The 16,814-nt window shown below is 67.5% G+C and carries 14 protein-coding genes and 1 pseudogene; all 15 read left to right on the top strand.

From position 1 onward, the window contains the following. Window positions 1-56: 56 nt before the first annotated feature. On the top strand, window positions 57-449 hold the full coding sequence (gene cheY / locus V3B30_RS04160) for a chemotaxis response regulator CheY (RefSeq protein WP_019659592.1): 393 nt from the start codon (window positions 57-59) through the stop codon (window positions 447-449). Beyond that, window positions 449-1,054, top strand: coding sequence for a protein phosphatase CheZ (locus V3B30_RS04155; RefSeq protein ID WP_006442968.1), 606 nt, complete (start codon window positions 449-451; stop codon window positions 1,052-1,054). The genes cheY and V3B30_RS04155 overlap by 1 nt, the downstream gene beginning before the upstream one ends. 2 nt (window positions 1,055-1,056) lie before the next feature. Further along, entirely contained in the window at window positions 1,057-2,907 is a 1,851-nt protein-coding gene (locus V3B30_RS04150) for a chemotaxis protein CheA (RefSeq protein ID WP_100472188.1), read from the top strand. Window positions 2,908-2,997: 90 nt separating this feature from the next. After that, window positions 2,998-3,738, top strand: a complete 741-nt coding sequence (locus V3B30_RS04145; RefSeq protein ID WP_005409527.1) for a flagellar motor protein — start codon at window positions 2,998-3,000, stop codon at window positions 3,736-3,738. A 1-nt stretch (window position 3,739) separates the two neighbouring features. Continuing rightward, window positions 3,740-4,612, top strand: a pseudogene (gene motD / locus V3B30_RS04140) (flagellar motor protein MotD); the annotation flags it as partial. A gap of 148 nt (window positions 4,613-4,760) precedes the next feature. Further along, window positions 4,761-5,543, top strand: coding sequence for a ParA family protein (locus tag V3B30_RS04135; protein WP_014037094.1), 783 nt, complete (start codon window positions 4,761-4,763; stop codon window positions 5,541-5,543). Continuing rightward, window positions 5,540-6,793 (top strand): chemotaxis protein CheW, encoded by a 1,254-nt coding sequence (locus tag V3B30_RS04130; RefSeq protein WP_262083871.1) that lies wholly within the window; start codon window positions 5,540-5,542, stop codon window positions 6,791-6,793. Before V3B30_RS04135 ends, V3B30_RS04130 begins: the two co-directional genes overlap by 4 nt. Before the next feature lie 300 nt (window positions 6,794-7,093). After that, window positions 7,094-7,402, top strand: coding sequence for an STAS domain-containing protein (locus V3B30_RS04125; protein ID WP_014647026.1), 309 nt, complete (start codon window positions 7,094-7,096; stop codon window positions 7,400-7,402). Further along, complete coding sequence (locus V3B30_RS04120) at window positions 7,399-7,764, top strand: response regulator (RefSeq protein ID WP_005409521.1); 366 nt, start codon at window positions 7,399-7,401, stop codon at window positions 7,762-7,764. The genes V3B30_RS04125 and V3B30_RS04120 overlap by 4 nt, the downstream gene beginning before the upstream one ends. Window positions 7,765-7,809: 45 nt before the next feature. Further along, complete coding sequence (locus tag V3B30_RS04115) at window positions 7,810-9,798, top strand: chemotaxis protein CheA (RefSeq protein WP_262083872.1); 1,989 nt, start codon at window positions 7,810-7,812, stop codon at window positions 9,796-9,798. Window positions 9,799-10,189: 391 nt separating this feature from the next. After that, complete coding sequence (locus V3B30_RS04110; RefSeq protein ID WP_100472183.1) at window positions 10,190-12,439, top strand: methyl-accepting chemotaxis protein; 2,250 nt, start codon at window positions 10,190-10,192, stop codon at window positions 12,437-12,439. Window positions 12,440-12,599: 160 nt separating this feature from the next. Next, window positions 12,600-13,373 (top strand): flagellar brake protein, encoded by a 774-nt coding sequence (locus V3B30_RS04105; RefSeq protein ID WP_100472182.1) that lies wholly within the window; start codon window positions 12,600-12,602, stop codon window positions 13,371-13,373. Window positions 13,374-13,590: 217 nt separating this feature from the next. Then, a complete protein-coding gene (locus tag V3B30_RS04100) occupies window positions 13,591-14,082 on the top strand; it encodes a chemotaxis protein CheW (protein WP_005409516.1) in 492 nt (163 codons plus the stop codon). A gap of 136 nt (window positions 14,083-14,218) precedes the next feature. Beyond that, window positions 14,219-14,602, top strand: coding sequence for a hypothetical protein (locus V3B30_RS04095; RefSeq protein ID WP_005416411.1), 384 nt, complete (start codon window positions 14,219-14,221; stop codon window positions 14,600-14,602). Between the two features lie 101 nt (window positions 14,603-14,703). Further along, window positions 14,704-16,814 (top strand): methyl-accepting chemotaxis protein (locus tag V3B30_RS04090; RefSeq protein ID WP_329809638.1); only part of this gene is annotated, 2,111 nt, incomplete at its 3' end.

Below are 16,814 nucleotides of genomic sequence, written 5' to 3'. Positions count from 1 at the left end.
CATCCCCGAGGCGTCTGCCCCCGGCCGCCCGGAATGAACAACAAAGGAACTCTGCTTTGAACAAGAACATGCGCATCCTGATCGTCGACGATTTCTCGACCATGCGTCGAATCGTCAAGAACCTGCTGGGCGATCTGGGCTTCACCAACACCGCCGAAGCCGAGGACGGGCATGCCGCGCTGTCGCTGCTGCAGAGCCAGTCGTTCGATTTCGTGGTCACCGACTGGAACATGCCGGTGATGACCGGTATCGAGCTGCTCAAGGCGATCCGCGCCGACGCCAAGCTGAAGACCCTGCCGGTGCTGATGGTCACCGCTGAAGCCAAGCGCGAGCAGATCATCGAAGCGGCCCAGAACGGCGTGAACGGTTACATCATCAAGCCGTTCACCGCGCAGACGCTGGAAGAGAAGCTCGGCAAGATCTTCGAACGCCTGGCAGCCAGCGCCTGATGGATACCACGGTCGACAAGAACGCCCTCGCCCTGCGCCTGCAGGAAGCCCTGGACGCACTGGAGTCCGGTGACGAAGCCGCGTGGCGGCAGCGCATCGATGGGCTGGTCGCGCTGCGCACGCAGCCGATGATGAGTGGCCTGTCGCGGCTGGCCCGCGAGCTGGGACAGGCACTGGGTGAACTGCCGACCGTGCCCAGCGAAGCCGGGGAACTGGACGATGCCTGCGCACGCCTGGACCACGTGGTGGCGATGACCGAACAGGCCACCCACCGTACCCTGGACCTGGCCGAGGAATGCCGCAGCCTGACCGAACAGCTGCGCGCCGAAGGCCTGCAGCCGGGCCAGGACGCGCAGCTCGAGCGCATCCGCCACAACCTCACCGAGATCGCCCTGACCCAGAGCTACCAGGACCTGACCGGGCAGATCATCCGTCGCGTGGTCGGCATCGTCCGCCGCGTGCACGAAGGCTTCGGCGCGCTCGGCCTGCCGCCGGAACAGCATCGCACCGACCCGGAACTGGCCGGGCCGGCACTGAAGGGACTGGACCGCCACGCGGTCTCGCAGAACGACGCCGACGACCTGTTGTCGGATCTGGGGCTGTAAGCATGAGCGCTGTATCCGACGACATCACTGCCGATTTCATCATCGAGGCACAGGAGATCCTGGATCGCCTCGGCGAACAGCTGGTGTCGCTGGAGCAGGCACCGCAGGACGCCGAACAGCTCAATGCGGTGTTCCGGGGCTACCACACGCTGAAGGGCGGCGCCGGCTTCCTGGGTGTCACCGCCATGGTCGAGCTGTGCCATGCCGCTGAGGAAGCGCTGGGCGCCGCGCGTGCCGGCCAGGCCGTGCTGCAGGCCCATCACTTCGACGCCGCCCAGCAATCGCTGGATTACCTGCAGTCGATGCTGGATGCGGTGTCTTCCGGCACCGAGCCGGGCTATGCGCCGCCGGACCTGATCGCTCAGTTCGACGTGCATGGCAGTGCTGTGGCCGCACCCGCCGCCGCAGCAGCACCCGCTGCGGGTGGCAGCGACCTGATTACCGACGACGAATTCGAAGCGCTGCTCGACCAGCTGCACGGCGGCAACGCACCGACCGCAGTGGCGCCGGCAAAGAAGGCCGACGACGGGCTGATCAGCGAAGACGAGTTCGAAGCCCTGCTCGACCAGCTGCATGGTGGCGCCGCACCCGGCGCCAAGCCCGTGGCTGCGGTGGCGCCGGCACCGATCGCCGCCCCGCGCCCGGTGGCCGCACCGGCACCGGCACCGGCGGCCAAGCCGGCCGCCAAGCCGCTGGCCGAAGCCGAACACACCGTGCGCGTGGACACCAAGCGCCTGGATGCGATCGTCAACCTGATCGGCGAACTGGTGCTGTCGCGCAACCGGCTCAAGACCCTGCGTGCACGCCTGCGCGACGAGGAACTGGACCGTGCGGTGTCCACCCTCGACATCGCCACCGCACGCCTGCAGTCGGCGGTGATGCGCACCCGCATGCAGCCGGTGGGCAAGGTGTTCTCGCGCTTCCCCAAGGTCGCCCGCGACGTCGCCCGCTCGCTGAAGAAGGAAGTGGACCTGGAGCTGATCGGCGCCGAGACCGAGCTCGACCGCAACCTGGTCGAAGCGCTGGCCGACCCGCTGGTGCACCTGGTCCGCAACGCCATCGACCATGGCGTGGAAATGCCCGACCTGCGCGAAGCACAAGGCAAGCCGCGGATGGGCCATGTGCGGCTGTCGGCACAGCAGGAAGGTGACTACGTCAGTATCGAGGTGCAGGACGATGGCGCCGGCATCGACCCGGAAAAGCTGCGTGCGAAGGCACGCGAGAAGGGCCTGATCGATCCGGAAGCCGCTGCCCGCTTGAGCAGCGAGGAGTGCCTGCACCTGGTGTTCCTGCCCGGCTTCTCGACCAAGCAGCAGGTCACGGATATTTCCGGCCGCGGCGTTGGCATGGACGTGGTGCAGTCGCGCATCCGCGAACTCAGCGGCCAGATCCAGATCCAGTCGGAGCTGGGCCGCGGCAGCCGCTTCCTGATCCGCGTGCCGCTCACCCTGGCGATCCTGCCGACCCTGCTGGTGCAGGCCGGCGAGGACGTCTACGCGCTGCCGCTGGCGCGCGTGATGGAAGTGCTGCACGCACCGCGCACCTCGCTGGGCTGGTTCGATGGCCGCGCCGTGCTGGACCGCCGCTCGCACACGCTGCCGCTGGTCGATCTGCGCCAGTGGCTGGATGTGACGCCCGCTGCGTCGACCCTGCTGACGATCGTGGTGCTGCAGGCCGGCGAAGCGCGCTTCGGTCTGGTGGTGGACCAGGTGCGTGGGCGCGAGGAAGTGGTCATCAAGCCACTGCCGAAAGCGCTGCGCGGCCTGCGCGGTTATGCCGGTGCAACCTTGATCGGCGATGGTCGCATGGCCCTGATCCTGGATGTCGACGGCCTGCGCAGCCCGCACGATTGACCCGTTTGCTGAACCCGAAAAACTGTGAAGTCGCACCAGTAGCCCGTACCGGTGTCTCAAGTCCCATTCATACAAGCCGATACCGGATCCATGGATAGACTCAGCCTCATTGGACTCTTTCTCGCCCTGGCCTCGCTGGTCGGCGGCAGCATCCTCAAGGGCGCCGGCCTGGCGTCGTTGTGGTCGCCTGCGGCATTCGTGATCGTCATCGTCGGCACTGTTGCCGCGATCCTGCTGCATACCTCGCCGGCGGTGTTCAAGCATGCGTTCAAGATCGTGCGCTGGGTGGTTCGCCCGCCCCACAGTGATCGCCGCGAGCTGATCCAGCAGATCGTCGAGTGGAGCAACATCGCCCGCCGCCAGGGCCTGCTGGGCCTGGAATCGCAGGTGGAAGCACAGCAGGACCCGTTCCTGCGCAAGGGCCTGCAGCTGCTGGTGGACGGCGTCGAGCCCGAATCGATGCGGCACATGCTGGAAATCGAACTGGGCAGCCAGGAACACCAGGACCAGGCCGGCGCCAAGGTGTTCGAGGCGATGGGCATCTATGCACCGACGCTGGGCATCATCGGCGCCGTGCTGGGCCTGATCGCGGTGATGAAGAACCTGGCCGACCCGAGCAAGCTCGGCCACGGCATCGCCGCCGCGTTCACCGCAACGATCTATGGCATCGCCTCGGCCAACCTGCTGTTCCTGCCGATCGCCGCCAAGCTCAAGAGTGTGATCTCGCACAACACGCGCGACCGCGAAATGGTCATCGAAGGCCTGATCTCGATCGCCCAGGGCGAAAACCCGCGCAACATCGAAACCAACCTTTCCGGCTTCCTGCACTGACATGGCCCGCCGCAAGCACCACGAAGAGCATGCCAACCACGAAGCATGGGCGATCCCCTATGCCGACCTGATGACGCTGCTGCTCGCCTTCTTCGTGGTCATGTACGCAATTTCCTCGGTCAACGAGGGCAAGTACCGGATCATGGCCGACGCACTCACCGATGCCTTTGGTGGCGCGCCGCGCACGATCAATCCGGTGCAGGTCGGCAACAAGCAGGTGCAGGGCGGCGGCTGGGACAGCCCCTCGGTGATCAAGTCCGGCACCAAGATCGGTCCGTCCGCACCGGCACCCTCGCACGACCCGACCCTGCTGCCGTCGATGGCCTCGCAGATGCGCATGCCGGTTTCGGTACACAACCAGGAACAGATCGCGCGCGCCGAGCGCCAGCTCAACAGCATCGCCGACCGCCTCACCGCCGCGCTGGCGCCGCTGATCGACCGCGGCATGATCAGCGTGCGCCGCACCGAGCTGTGGATCGAAGTCGAGATCAACAGCGACATCCTGTTCCCCACCGGCTCGGCCGCGCTGGACGTGCACGCGCGGCGAACCCTGGCCAGCCTGGCTGAGGTACTGCGCGACGTACCCAACAGCGTGCGCGTGGAAGGCCACACCGACAACGTGCCGATCGCCACTGCCACCTTCCCGTCCAACTGGGAGCTGTCGGCCGGACGCGCCGCCAGCGTGGTGCACCTGTTCGCCGACCAGGGCGTGCAGCCATCGCGCCTGGCGATGGTCGGCTATGGCCAGTTCCGCCCGCGCGAAGAAAACGACAGCGCGCAGGGCCGCAACCGCAACCGCCGGGTGATGGTCATCATCCTGGCCGACACCTCGCACTCGGTGGATCCGCTTGGGCAACGCCTGAACGCGGCCTCCGGCGCCACTGACAGCACCGCCACCGAACAGGCCGCCGCAACGCCGGCCCGCGCTCCCACCTCCCCCATCGCACCGGTGACGTTGCCGCCGGTGCCGGCTGGCAGCCGCGTCGGCGCCGCCGTTCCCCCGGCAATGAAGGAGTAACCCGATGCGCATCTGGGCAGTCGCCAACCAGAAGGGCGGTGTCGGCAAGACCACCACCACCCTCGCCCTCGGCCGCGGCCTGGCCGCGCTCGGCCATCGCGTGCTGCTGATCGACCTCGATCCGCATGCCTCGCTCAGCCGCGCCTTCGGCGTGCCGGTGGATCCACCGCCGGCCGGCGTGCTGGAACTGTTCGGCGCACCGCCAGCCGACCTCGCCAGCCTGTGCCATGCCAGCAACATCCATGGCCTGGACTACGTCTGCGCACAATCCGCGCTGGCCACGCTGGAGCGCCGCAGCGCCAACCAGCCTGGCCTCGGCCTGGCCCTGCAGAACGCGCTGGCGCGCCACCAGGGCCAGCACGACTACATCCTGCTGGACTGCGCGCCGACCCTTGGCCTGCTGATGATCAACGCACTGGCCGCCGCCGACCGCCTGATCATCCCGACCCAGGCCGAACCGCTGGCCCTGCATGGTCTGGACGGCATGGTCCGCACCGGTGAGATGGTCGAACGTTCGCGTCGCCGCCCGCTGCCGATCTCGATCCTGCCAACCCTGTTCGACCGCCGCACCCGCGCGGGCAACGAGTCGCTGCGCACGATGCAGGATCGTCACGGCAGCCGCGTGTGGGAAGACGCGATTCCGATCGACACCCGCATCAGCAACGCCGCCGGCCTGACCCTGCCGAGCGTCGGCGAGGACTACCCGGGCCGTGGCCTCGCCGCCTACCGTCGCGCGTTGAACTGGATCCTCGGCGAGGATGCCCGTGCCCTGGAGCAGGCCGCATGAACAGTACCGGCATCCTCGACGACTACCTGGACGAACTGCTCGGCGAGGCGATCGCCCCGGCCGCCGTTCCCCTGCCCGCGCCGGTCAGCGCCGCCCCGGACCAGCCCAGCGAAGCCTCTGCCGAACGCGAGCCGACCTGGGATGACCTGCCGGCCGAGGTGATCTACGAAACCGAGACCATCGCCGCTGCCGCTTCCGTGGACAACGCCTCACTGGAGGCCGCCTTCGAGGCCGCCTCCGCGCCCGTCAGCGTGATCGATGCAGAACGCGAACCGACGTGGGACGACCTGCCCGCCGAAGTGATCTACGAAACGGACGCCCTCGTCGCAGTCCCGGCCGACGATGGCGCCGCGCTGGAGGCTGCCTTCGAGGCCGCCGCCGCACCGGCCAGCACCGCAGCCCCAGAACGCGAGCCGACCTGGGATGACCTGCCTGACGACGTCATCCACGAGCCCGCGCCGGCCCCCGCTGCAGGCACCGGCCCGGAGCCCACCTGGGACGATCTGCCGGACGAAGTGATCTACGAGACCGATCCGGCTGACAGCCAGCGCCTCGCCCACACCGACAGCCCCGGGCTGCAGGCCGCGTTCGAGGCGGCTGCCGGCGGCGAAGACGTCCCCACGCCGCCGCCTGCCGTGGTCGCAGCGCCGGTGGCACCACCGGCGTCACGTCCTGCACCGGCCCCGGCCGCACGCGCCGCCGCCACACCGCCGCCGCGCGTCGCCGTCGACGCCCCCGCAGGCAACCGCCCCGGCACCTGGCAGGAACTGCAGGCGCAAGCCCAGCAACCGGCCCGCAGCCCGCATCCGCAGAACCGTCGCGCCGGCGAACGCACGTCGCGCTGGCTGCGCCTGCGCTGCGGCCCCCAGGCCTATGCCCTGGAACTGCTGAAGGTCCAGGAGGTCGTGCTGCCGGTGCCACTGCTGCCATTGCGTGGCACCGCCGCAGCCATGCTGGGCATCATGAACCTGCGCGGCCAGGTCGTCCCGGTGATGGACCTGGGCCTGCACCTGGGCGCGGCGGCTGCCGAGGACGACGCCCAGACCCGTATCGTGGTCCTGGAAGAAAACGGCGAGACCATCGGCCTGCGCGTGTCTGCAGTGGAAGACGTCGCCAACCTCACCGATTCGCAGATCGAACCGCCCGATACCGCACGCATCTGCCAGATCTCCAATGATCTGTTCCGTGGCGTGGCCCGGGTCAGCCAGCGCCCGATGATCCTGCTCGACGCCACCCGGCTGCTGAGCTGAGCCGTAACGAAAAAGGGGACGGAGGGGATTAAGTCGCAATCGACCTGGCTCTACTGCAGCCCCCTCGGCAACGGCGACCGCGCAGTGGGGACGTAAGGTATTGATCCAACGGATCAACTCCTTGCGTCCCCAACAGGCACCGCGTCGGCGCAAAGCGCCGAGCCAGTTGCGACTTAATTCCCTCCGTCCCCTTTTCAACGGCGACCCGAACAGCACCGCATCGGCGCACCGCGTCGATTCCCCTAAAGAACCCCACCGGGGTGCCGTTATGGATCACGGAACCGTTTGTCCGGAGCAACGATGAGCACTGTCGAACTGGGTGGGGATCTCGGCATCGAGAGCACTACCGAGCTCAAGAACCGCCTCGCCCCACTGGTGGAGCAGGCAGGCGAGCTGACCCTGGATGCCAGCCAGGTCGCCCGCATCCACACCGCCGCCGTGCAGGTGCTGTGTGCGTTCGTGCAGGCGCGCCGCGAGGCAGGCCTGGGCACCGGCTTCCACGGTTGCACCGCAACCTTCCGTGACGCCGCGCGCCTGCTGGGCGTCACCCAGGCCCTGGGCCTGGACGTAACCCATGACAACCTGAAATCTGTGGAGAACGCTGCATGAGCGCACGTATCTTGGTGGTGGACGATTCGGCGTCGATGCGCCAGATGGTGTCCTTCGCCCTCACCTCGGCCGGTTTTGCCGTCGAAGAAGCCGAAGACGGCGCGGTCGCGCTCGGTCGTGCCAAGGGCCAACGCTTCAATGCGGTGGTCACCGACGTCAACATGCCGAACATGGACGGCATCGCGCTGATCCGCGAACTGCGCCAGCTGCCGGACTACAAGTTCACTCCGCTGCTGATGCTGACCACCGAATCGGCCGCCGACAAGAAGTCCGAAGGCAAGGCCGCCGGCGCCACCGGCTGGCTGGTCAAGCCGTTCAATCCCGAACAGCTGGTCGCCACCGTGCAGAAAGTGCTGGGCTGATCGCCCGGCACCGCTCCCCCTCTTCGCTTCCGGACCACCACTGCCATGAGCATGGACCTGCAACGCTTCCACGCCACCTTCTTCGAGGAGAGCCGCGAAGGCCTCGACGCGATGGAGGCTGGCCTGCTGGCCCTGGAATCGGGGCAGCAGGACGCGGAGATCATCAATTCGGTGTTCCGCGCTGCCCACTCGATCAAGGGCGGCGCCGGCACCTTCGGCTTCGACGCGATCGCCGGCCTGACCCACGTACTGGAGACGTTGCTCGATGAGCTGCGCGCCGGTAAGCGGGCACTGGAAGGCCACGCCGTCGACGCCATGCTGTCCTCGGTGGACGTGCTGCGTGCCCTGCTGCGCGAAGCCGAACATGGCCAGGCCGCCGATCCCGCCGCAGTCGCCGCGGTGAAGGCCCGCCTGGAAGCCGTGCTCTCCGGCCAGGCCGCCACCAGCGTCCCGACCGCCGCCGCAGCCAAGCTGGACGACACCCCGGAAGCCTGGCAGATCGGCTTCACCCCGGCGCCGTCACTGTTCATGAGCGGCAACGACCCGCTGCGCATCATCCGCGAACTGGAACACCTCGGTTCGCTGCAGGTCGCCGCGCGCATGGAACGCCTGCCGGGCTTCGCCCAGCTCGATCCACTCGAAGCCCACCTGGCGTGGGACCTGGGCCTGGTCGGCAAGGTGCCGCGCAGCAAGATCGAAGACACGTTCGCCTGGGTGCTGGACGACTGCGAGCTGGACATCCGTCCGGCCGCGCCACCGAGCCTGGCTACCCAGGCCCCGGCCACAGCATCTCCCGCTCCGGCGGCAGCAGCACCGCCGGCTCCCGCCGCGCCTGCCGCCAGCGGTGGTGCCGCCCAGGAAGCGGAAACCTCCATCCGCGTCAGCGTCGACAAGGTCGATGCGCTGATCAATCTGGTCGGCGAGCTGGTCATCACCCAGGCCATGCTCAAGCAGGTCTCGCACGCGCTGGATCCGGTCCACGCCGAGAGCCTGTTCGCCGGCCTGGACCAGCTTGAACGCAACACCCGCGACCTGCAGGAAGCGGTGATCGGCGTGCGCATGCTGCCGGTCGATGCGGTGTTCCGCCGCTTCCCGCGCCTGGTCCGCGACCTGTCCAGCCGCCTCGGCAAGCAGGTGCGCCTGCGCACCGTCGGCGAAGGCACCGAACTGGACAAGGGCCTGATCGAGAAGATCGCCGATCCGCTGGTGCACCTGGTGCGCAACTCGATCGACCACGGCCTGGAAATGCCCGACGTGCGTCGCGGTGCGGGCAAGGACGAAACCGGCACGATCACCCTGGCGGCCTCGCACCAGGGCGGCCACATCGTCATCGAAGTCAGCGACGACGGTCGCGGCCTGGACCGCGCCAAGATCCTGGCCAAGGCCTACGAACGCGGCCTGGCGGTGCCGGACAACCCGACCGATTCGCAGGTCTGGGACCTGATCTTCCAGCCGGGCTTCTCCACTGCCGATGCAGTGACCGACCTATCCGGGCGTGGCGTCGGCATGGACGTGGTCCGCCGCAACATCCAGGCACTGGGGGGCGAGGTGCAGATCGAAAGCAGCCTCGGCGCCGGCACCCGCACGCTGATCCGCCTGCCACTGACCCTGGCCATCCTCGATGGCATGACCGTGGCGGTGGCGGGTGAAACCCTGATCCTGCCGCTTGCTTATGTGCTTGAGGCGCTGCAGCCGCAGGCCGAGGACATCCGCAGCATGGCCGGCGAAGGCCGCGTGCTGCGCGTGCGTGGCGAGTACCTGCCGATCCTGTCGCTGAGCGAGTACTACGGCTACGGCAACCGCGCACCCGGCAGCGAATCGCTGGTGGTGGTGGTCGAAGGCGATGGCCAGAAGATCGCGCTGGAAGTGGACGAGCTGGTCGGCCAGCAGCAGGTGGTGGTGAAGAACATCGAGAACAACTACCGCCGCATCGGCGGGGTATCCGGTGCCACCATCCTCGGCGATGGCCGCGTGGCCCTGATCGTCGACATCGGCGGGCTGGTGCGTTCGCTGCGGATGCCGCAGGCCGCCTGATCCACGCTGCATGCGTGCACTGGACCGCCGCCCTTCGGGGCGGCGGTTTTTGTTTGCGCGCGCTCCGGCCATGTGTGGTTGGGGTCAGATCCCTTTTCTTTGAAAAGGGATCTGACCCCAATCCGCGCCCGAACCCATTCCGTGATCTCCGTCGCCGCGCTGGTTTCGTTCGCAACCACGCCACCGAAGCGGACAGCCCGCCATTGCAGCACTTTCGCGCTGCACTCCCTACGCATCCGAATGTGAACTGCGTCCATAAAGTCCATCCGAACCGCGCCGCTATTTCGCTTTGACGGCCGTCACCGAACCCCACCGGGCACCACCGTTCGCTCTGCAACCACCCCCAGCCGACGCAACGACGCCGGCGCCCTGCCCACCTGGAGCACCCTGCATGAAGTGGTTCCACGATCTGCCCATCGCCCGCAAGCTGGCCGTGGGGTTTACTCTCACCACCCTGATGACCGTCGTGCTGGGCGCATTCGCCCTGCTGCGCCTGAGCGAGGCCAACGCGCAGCTCAGTGCCATGGCGTCCAACGATATTCCGTCCGTGCAGTACCTCGGCGAAGTCCGCTCGCAGCTGGGTGAGTTCCGCACCTATGAGCTGGCCCAGCTGAGCATGCTGGACCAACCCGAGAAGGTGGCCGACTACAACAAGCGAATGGACGACACTGCCGCCGTCGTGCGCGAGCAGCTGGCCGCGTACGCCAAACTGCCGGCCGGTGCCAAGGAGCGGGAGCTCTACCGTGCCGTGCAGGCCGACATCGATGGCTACTTTGCAGCCAATGCCAAGCTGCGCGAAGCGGCCACCGCCGGTGATGGCGTCGTCGCACGCCAGATCTCCGACGACCAGTCGCGTCCGCTGCGCCGCAAGGCCTTTGAAGACCTCAAGGCACTGGGTGCGTACAGCAGCTCGCTGATGCAGGGCAAGATCGACAACGCCAATGCCACCCACCGCAACAGCATGCTGGCGATCATTGCCGCCATCGTATTGCTGGTTGTGGTCGCCGCTACCCTGGCGGTGGTCATCTCGCGCGCCGTGGTCGGGCCGCTCGGCAAGGCGGTCAACGCCATCCAGGCCGTCGCACGCGGCGACCTCAGCGTCACCACCCAGAGCACCGGCAAGGACGAGGCGGGCCGCATGCTCGCCGCCACCACCGAAATGACCGCGATGCTGCGCCGCTTCTCCGAGCAGACCCAGCTGATGGCGCAGATGCACGCCGGTCCGGACATCAGCCATCGCATTCCGGAAGACTTCCCGGGCGTCTACGGACAGCTGGCCAGCGGTATCAACACGGTCATCTTCGAACATCTCGACGCGATCCGCGATGCCATCGACGTGCTCAACCAGTACGCCACCGGCAACCTTACCCCGGATGCACGCCGCCTGCCGGGCAGCCGTGCGATCCTGCACGAGTCGATGGATGCGGCCAAGGCCAGCCTGTTGGCCATCAACACGCAGATCCAGCAGCTGGCCTCGGCAGCCGCCGCCGGTGACTTCAGCCAGCGCGGCGATGCGCAGCGTTTCGATCACGATTTCCGCGTGATGATCGAACAGCTCAACAGCATGATGCAGGTGGCCGACGGCAACCTCGGCCAGCTCTCGCAGCTGCTGCAGTCGATCGCCGCCGGCGACCTGACCGCACGCATGGACGGCCAGTTCAACGGCGTGTTCGCGCGCATGCGGGACGACGCCAACACCACCGTCGCGCAGCTGACCCAGATCGTCGGCCAGATCCAGGCCAGCGCCGGCAGCATCACCCTCGCCGCCGGCGAGATCGCCTCCGGCAACAGCGACCTGTCGCGCCGTACCGAGCAGCAGGCCGCCAACCTGGAAGAAACCGCCGCTTCGATGGAGGAACTGACCTCCACCGTGCGCCAGAACGCCGAACACGCCCGCCAGGCCAACCAGCTCGCGATCGGCGCGCATGGCGTCGCCTCGCAGGGCGGCGAAGTGGTCGGCCAGGTGGTCAGCACCATGTCGGCCATCGAAGCCTCGTCGAAGAAGATCGCCGAGATCATCAGCGTCATCGACGGCATCGCCTTCCAGACCAACATCCTGGCGCTGAACGCCGCCGTGGAAGCCGCCCGTGCCGGTGAACAGGGCCGCGGCTTCGCCGTGGTCGCCAGCGAAGTGCGTACCCTCGCCCAGCGCTCGGCCGCTGCCGCCAAGGAGATCAAGGGCCTGATCGACGACTCCGTCGGCAAGGTCGCCGAAGGCTCCAGCCTGGTCCACCAGGCCGGCAGCACCATGGGCGAGATCGTCGCCTCGGTGCAGCGGGTGACCGACATCATGGCCGAGATCTCCGCGGCCTCGCAGGAACAGTCGGCCGGCATCGAGCAGGTCAACCAGACCGTGGTGCAGATGGACGAGACCACCCAGCAGAATGCCGCGCTGGTGGAAGAAGCCACCGCCGCCGCACGTGCGATGGAAGACCAGGCCGTGCAGCTGGGCGAAGCCGTGGCCCGCTTCCGGCTGGCATCGCAGGGCACCACCGCCATCCCGGCCCGCCCGCTGGCGGCACCGGTACCGCGCCAGGTCGCAGCGGCAGCGCCGGCTGCCAGGCCCGCCCCCGCACGCCCGCTACGTGCATCGGCAGCGCAACCGGCACTGGCCGCCGACGGCGACTGGCAGGAATTCTGACAGAACCACGGGGTCAGATCCCTTTCCCGCGGGAAAGGGATCTGACCCCTTACGCATGGAAAGTGATGTAATTCTCACTTCATAATCCGGTGCAGAGGCCGATATCCCCATTGAGCCTCGCGCCAACGCGTGCTGGCGCCCGCCCCTGACCGTAGATTCCATGTCCGACGGCAACGACACTGCAGTGCATGATGTCCACGCGGCTGATGCCGCCGACGAACGCTTCCTGGTCCGCAACCCGCGCCAGCTGCGCCAGCTGCTGCGATCGCTGATCGACCAGCGATCACTGATCAACGCGCATATCGACGGCCGCGACCGCTCGTTCCCTACCGCGTTGCTTGATCTCGACGAGGACGAGGACTACCTGCTGCTCGATGGCAGCCCGCAGGAAGCCTCCAACCGCGCCGCCGAACAGGCCGACCACCTGCTGTGCTTCGCCCAGCTCGAACGCGTGCTGGTGCGGTTCCGCCTGCACGAACTGCAGCGCGTGGACAACGACGGCCACGTCGCCTTCCGCGCTCCGTTGCCGCACGAACTGGTGCACCTGCAGCGCCGCGAACTTTACCGGCTGGAAACACCGGTCACCGACTCGCCGCACCTGCTGCTGCCCCCCGGGGAAGCGCGGGCCGAGGCCTTGTCGATGCGCGTGGTGGACATCAGCGGCGGTGGCCTGGCCGTAGTGGTTCCCAACGACTGCGCGGTGTTCGGCCTGCAGAAGCGCTATCCGGCGCGGTTGTCGCTGCCCGACGGCCCCGACCTGGACATCGAACTGGTGGTCTGCAACCTGCTGCCGCAGCGCCAGCCCAATGGCATCGAGGTCAAGCGCGTGGGCATGCGCTTTGAAAGCCTGCCGCGCGGCGCCGACAGCGCGATCCAGCGTTACATCTTCCGCATCGACCGCCAGCGCAAGGCACGCCGCAACGGCGAGCTCTGAGGCCGTCCCACCGGCAGTGCCGGCCGCTGGCCGGCAACCCTGGAACGTATTCCGGGGTCAGATCCCTTTTCCCTGAAAAGGGATCTGACCCCATCCACGCACCCTCCCCGGTAGATCCACGCCATGCGTGGATGCCTTCCCCGGCACCTAAAGTCCCCCCCAGCGGGGCCGATATCGAGCCTGACACCGGGACTTCCGGCAGAACCAGGACCCCTCGATGAACGACAAGACCAGCTCCGCCGCCAGCGCCGGTGGCGAATTCCTCAGCTTCACCCTCGGTGCCGAGCACTACGGCGTGGACATCCTCAAGGTGCAGGAAATCCGCGGCTACGACGCCGTCACCCGCGTGCCGGATGCCCCGGACTACATCAAGGGCGTCATCAACCTGCGCGGCACCATCGTGCCCGTCATCGACCTGCGCCTGAAGCTGCGCCTGGACAACGCCCGCTACGACGCCTTCACCGTGATGATCGTGCTGAACGTGGAAGACCGCGTGGTCGGCATCGTCGTCGACAGTGTCTCCGACGTGATCCCGCTGTCGGCCGAACAGATCCGCCCGACCCCCGAATTCGGCGCTGCCGTCGACACCCGTTTCATCTCCGGCATCGGTACCCACGACGACCGCATGCTGATCCTGCTGGACATCGAGACCCTGCTCGACAGCGCCGACATGGGCCAGGCCAGCCTCGCCGAAGACGCCGCTGCCTGAGCAAACGGAACTGCTTCACGTTCCAGTCACAAAACCCTTCAGTTCCCCCCGGCGATGCCGATAGGGGGACAGACGCCGGTCGCGCAGGAGCGCGCATGACCGGCCCGACCGTTACCATCCCCGGAGATACCCCTCGATGAAGTCCCTGCTTGCGTTCGTTTCGGCCGCTGTCCTGGCCACCACCGCCGCCTCCGCGTTCGCCCAGTCGGCCGACATGATCCCGCCGGAACTGGCGCCGCGTTCGGTCGGCAAGGACGGCATGGTCTGTGGCAAGGTCGAAAAGGCCCGCTACGCAGAAGGTTCCGAAGGCCAGCCGACCTTCCTGTACATGGGCGGCGCCTTCCCGCGCCATACCTTCTCGGCCCGCATCGCCGGTGAGAACCGCGGCAAGTTCTCCTTCCCGCTGGAAACCCTGGAAGGCAAGACCGTCTGCGTGATCGGCAAGATCCAGCGCGACGCCTCGCGCGCGGAAATCGAAGTCAGCTCGCCGGCTGGACTGAAGCTGGCCAACATCAAGTAATCCGCTGTCCGTCGAACCACGCCGCACCTCGTGCCGGCGTGGTTTCTGCTGCAACCGGGCCCGATGCCCGGGCGCGTCTGCCTTAGGAGCTCGCAACGCCCATGCCGTGGATCAACAACCTGAAACTGATGCCGAAGCTGCTGCTGACCTTCGGTGTCCTCCTGCTGGTGATGCTGCTGCAGGGCATCGTCGCCTATCGCGGCCTGCACTCGCTGAACAACGTCACCACAGAGCTGGCGGGTTCTCGCATGGAGAGCATCCGCATGGCCGGCGAGATGCGCGGCATGCTGGGGGAATACCGCAACGCCGCCTACCAGCAGCTGATCCGCGCCAGCGACGACGTCAAGGCCGATGCACGCAAGCAGACCGTCGACCTGCGTACCAGCATGGAAAAGTCGATCAAGGACTATCCGAAGCTGGTCGACAACGCACAACAGAAGAAGCTGTTCGACAGCTTCGCCAAGGAGTGGAAGGACGCCCTGGCCTCCTATGACAGCGTCACCGAGATGCTGGAACTGGACCTGCCCGACGATGCCATCGATACCTTCGTCGGCGAGACCCGCACCAAGCACCGCAAGGCCGCATCGGCGCTGGAAGCACTGATCGCCGAAGACAACCGCCTCGCCCGCGCGTCGCGCGAAGAGGCCGAATCCACCTACTCCGCCTCGGCCGTGCTGACCGTGATCGCCCTGCTGGGCGGCGCCGCGCTCGGCCTGGTGCTGGTCTGGCTGTTCGCCCGCGCCCTGGTCGGCAGCGTGCGCGGCGCCGTATCGGTTGCCAACGACGTTGCCGGCGGCAAGCTCGATGGCCACATCGACGTCAGCCGCCAGGATGAAGTGGGTGAACTGATGCAGGCCATGCAGCGCATGCAGCGCGACCTGCGCGAGCGCATTGAAACCGACCAGGCCGTGGCGCGCGAGAACCTGCGCATCCGCACGGCATTGGATTACAGCTCGACCGGCGTCTACCTGACCGACACCAGCAACACCATCGTCTACAGCAACCGCGCCCTGCAGCAGACCCTGAGCCAGTACCAGGACGAAGTGCGCCGCGACCTGCCGGACTTCGATGCGCAGGCCTCGCTGATCGGCAAGCCGGTCACCGTGCTTGAACACCGCGGCGAGATGGACCAGGTCCTGCTGGGCAACCTGAAGGCACACGGCGTGGCCCGTCGCCCGATGCAGTACGGCGATGCCCAGTTCGCCCAGGTGGTTTCGACCATCCGCAATGAAGGCGGCGACACCGTCGGCTACGTGGTGGAATGGCGCGACCGTACCCAGGAAGCGCAGGTGGAAGCCGAAGTGGCGCGCGTGATCGCCCAGGCCGCCGCCGGTGACCTGTCCGGCCGCATCGATGCCAGCGACAAGGAGGGCTTCTTCCTGCAGCTGGCCCAGCAGATCAACGGCCTGCTCGACGCCAACGCCGGCAGCATCGAACAGATCTCCGGCCTGCTGGCCGCACTGTCGCAGGGTGACCTGACCGTGCGCATGCACGGCGACTACCAGGGCGTGTTCGCCCGCATGCGCGACGATGCCAACGCCACCGCCGCACAGCTTAGCGAGATCGTCACCCGCATCAAGCAATCCAGCCGCGCGATCAGTTCGGCGGCCGGCGAGATCGCCTCCGGCAACAGCGACCTGTCGCGCCGTACCGAGCAGCAGGCGGCCAACCTGGAAGAAACCGCTGCTTCGATGGAGGAACTGACCTCCACCGTGCGCCAGAACGCCGAACACGCCCGCCAGGCCAACCAGCTCGCGATCGGCGCGCATGGCGTCGCCTCGCAGGGCGGCGAAGTAGTCGGCCAGGTGGTCACCACCATGTCGGCCATCGAAGCCTCGTCGAAGAAGATCGCCGAGATCATCAGCGTCATCGACGGCATCGCCTTCCAGACCAACATCCTGGCGCTGAACGCCGCCGTGGAAGCCGCCCGTGCCGGTGAACAGGGCCGCGGCTTCGCCGTGGTCGCCAGCGAAGTGCGTACCCTCGCCCAGCGCTCGGCCGCTGCCGCCAAGGAGATCAAGGGCCTGATCGACGACTCCGTCGGCAAGGTCGCCGAAGGCTCCAGCCTGGTCCACCAGGCCGGCAGCACCATGGGCGAGATCGTCGCCTCGGTGCAGCGGGTGACCGACATCATGGCCGAGATCTCCGCGGCCTCGCAGGAACAGTCGGCCGGCATCGAGCAGGTCAACCAGACCGTGGTGCAGATGGACGA

Source organism: Stenotrophomonas sp. SMYL41 (assembly GCF_036319965.1).
Classification (GTDB): Bacteria; Pseudomonadota; Gammaproteobacteria; order Xanthomonadales; family Xanthomonadaceae; genus Stenotrophomonas; species Stenotrophomonas maltophilia_R.
This window is presented reverse-complemented; position numbering and strand designations above follow the sequence as displayed.

What these genes read in the sequence shown, in the direction of transcription:
- V3B30_RS04155 (WP_006442968.1), top strand. Translation starts at nt 449, where the DNA reads ATGGATACCACGGTCGACAAGAACGCCCTCGCCCTGCGCCTGCAGGAA.
- V3B30_RS04150 (WP_100472188.1), top strand. Translation starts at nt 1,057, where the DNA reads ATGAGCGCTGTATCCGACGACATCACTGCCGATTTCATCATCGAGGCA.
- V3B30_RS04145 (WP_005409527.1), top strand. Translation starts at nt 2,998, where the DNA reads ATGGATAGACTCAGCCTCATTGGACTCTTTCTCGCCCTGGCCTCGCTG.
- V3B30_RS04135 (WP_014037094.1), top strand. Translation starts at nt 4,761, where the DNA reads ATGCGCATCTGGGCAGTCGCCAACCAGAAGGGCGGTGTCGGCAAGACC.
- V3B30_RS04130 (WP_262083871.1), top strand. Translation starts at nt 5,540, where the DNA reads ATGAACAGTACCGGCATCCTCGACGACTACCTGGACGAACTGCTCGGC.
- V3B30_RS04125 (WP_014647026.1), top strand. Translation starts at nt 7,094, where the DNA reads ATGAGCACTGTCGAACTGGGTGGGGATCTCGGCATCGAGAGCACTACC.
- V3B30_RS04120 (WP_005409521.1), top strand. Translation starts at nt 7,399, where the DNA reads ATGAGCGCACGTATCTTGGTGGTGGACGATTCGGCGTCGATGCGCCAG.
- V3B30_RS04115 (WP_262083872.1), top strand. Translation starts at nt 7,810, where the DNA reads ATGAGCATGGACCTGCAACGCTTCCACGCCACCTTCTTCGAGGAGAGC.
- V3B30_RS04110 (WP_100472183.1), top strand. Translation starts at nt 10,190, where the DNA reads ATGAAGTGGTTCCACGATCTGCCCATCGCCCGCAAGCTGGCCGTGGGG.
- V3B30_RS04105 (WP_100472182.1), top strand. Translation starts at nt 12,600, where the DNA reads ATGTCCGACGGCAACGACACTGCAGTGCATGATGTCCACGCGGCTGAT.
- V3B30_RS04100 (WP_005409516.1), top strand. Translation starts at nt 13,591, where the DNA reads ATGAACGACAAGACCAGCTCCGCCGCCAGCGCCGGTGGCGAATTCCTC.
- V3B30_RS04095 (WP_005416411.1), top strand. Translation starts at nt 14,219, where the DNA reads ATGAAGTCCCTGCTTGCGTTCGTTTCGGCCGCTGTCCTGGCCACCACC.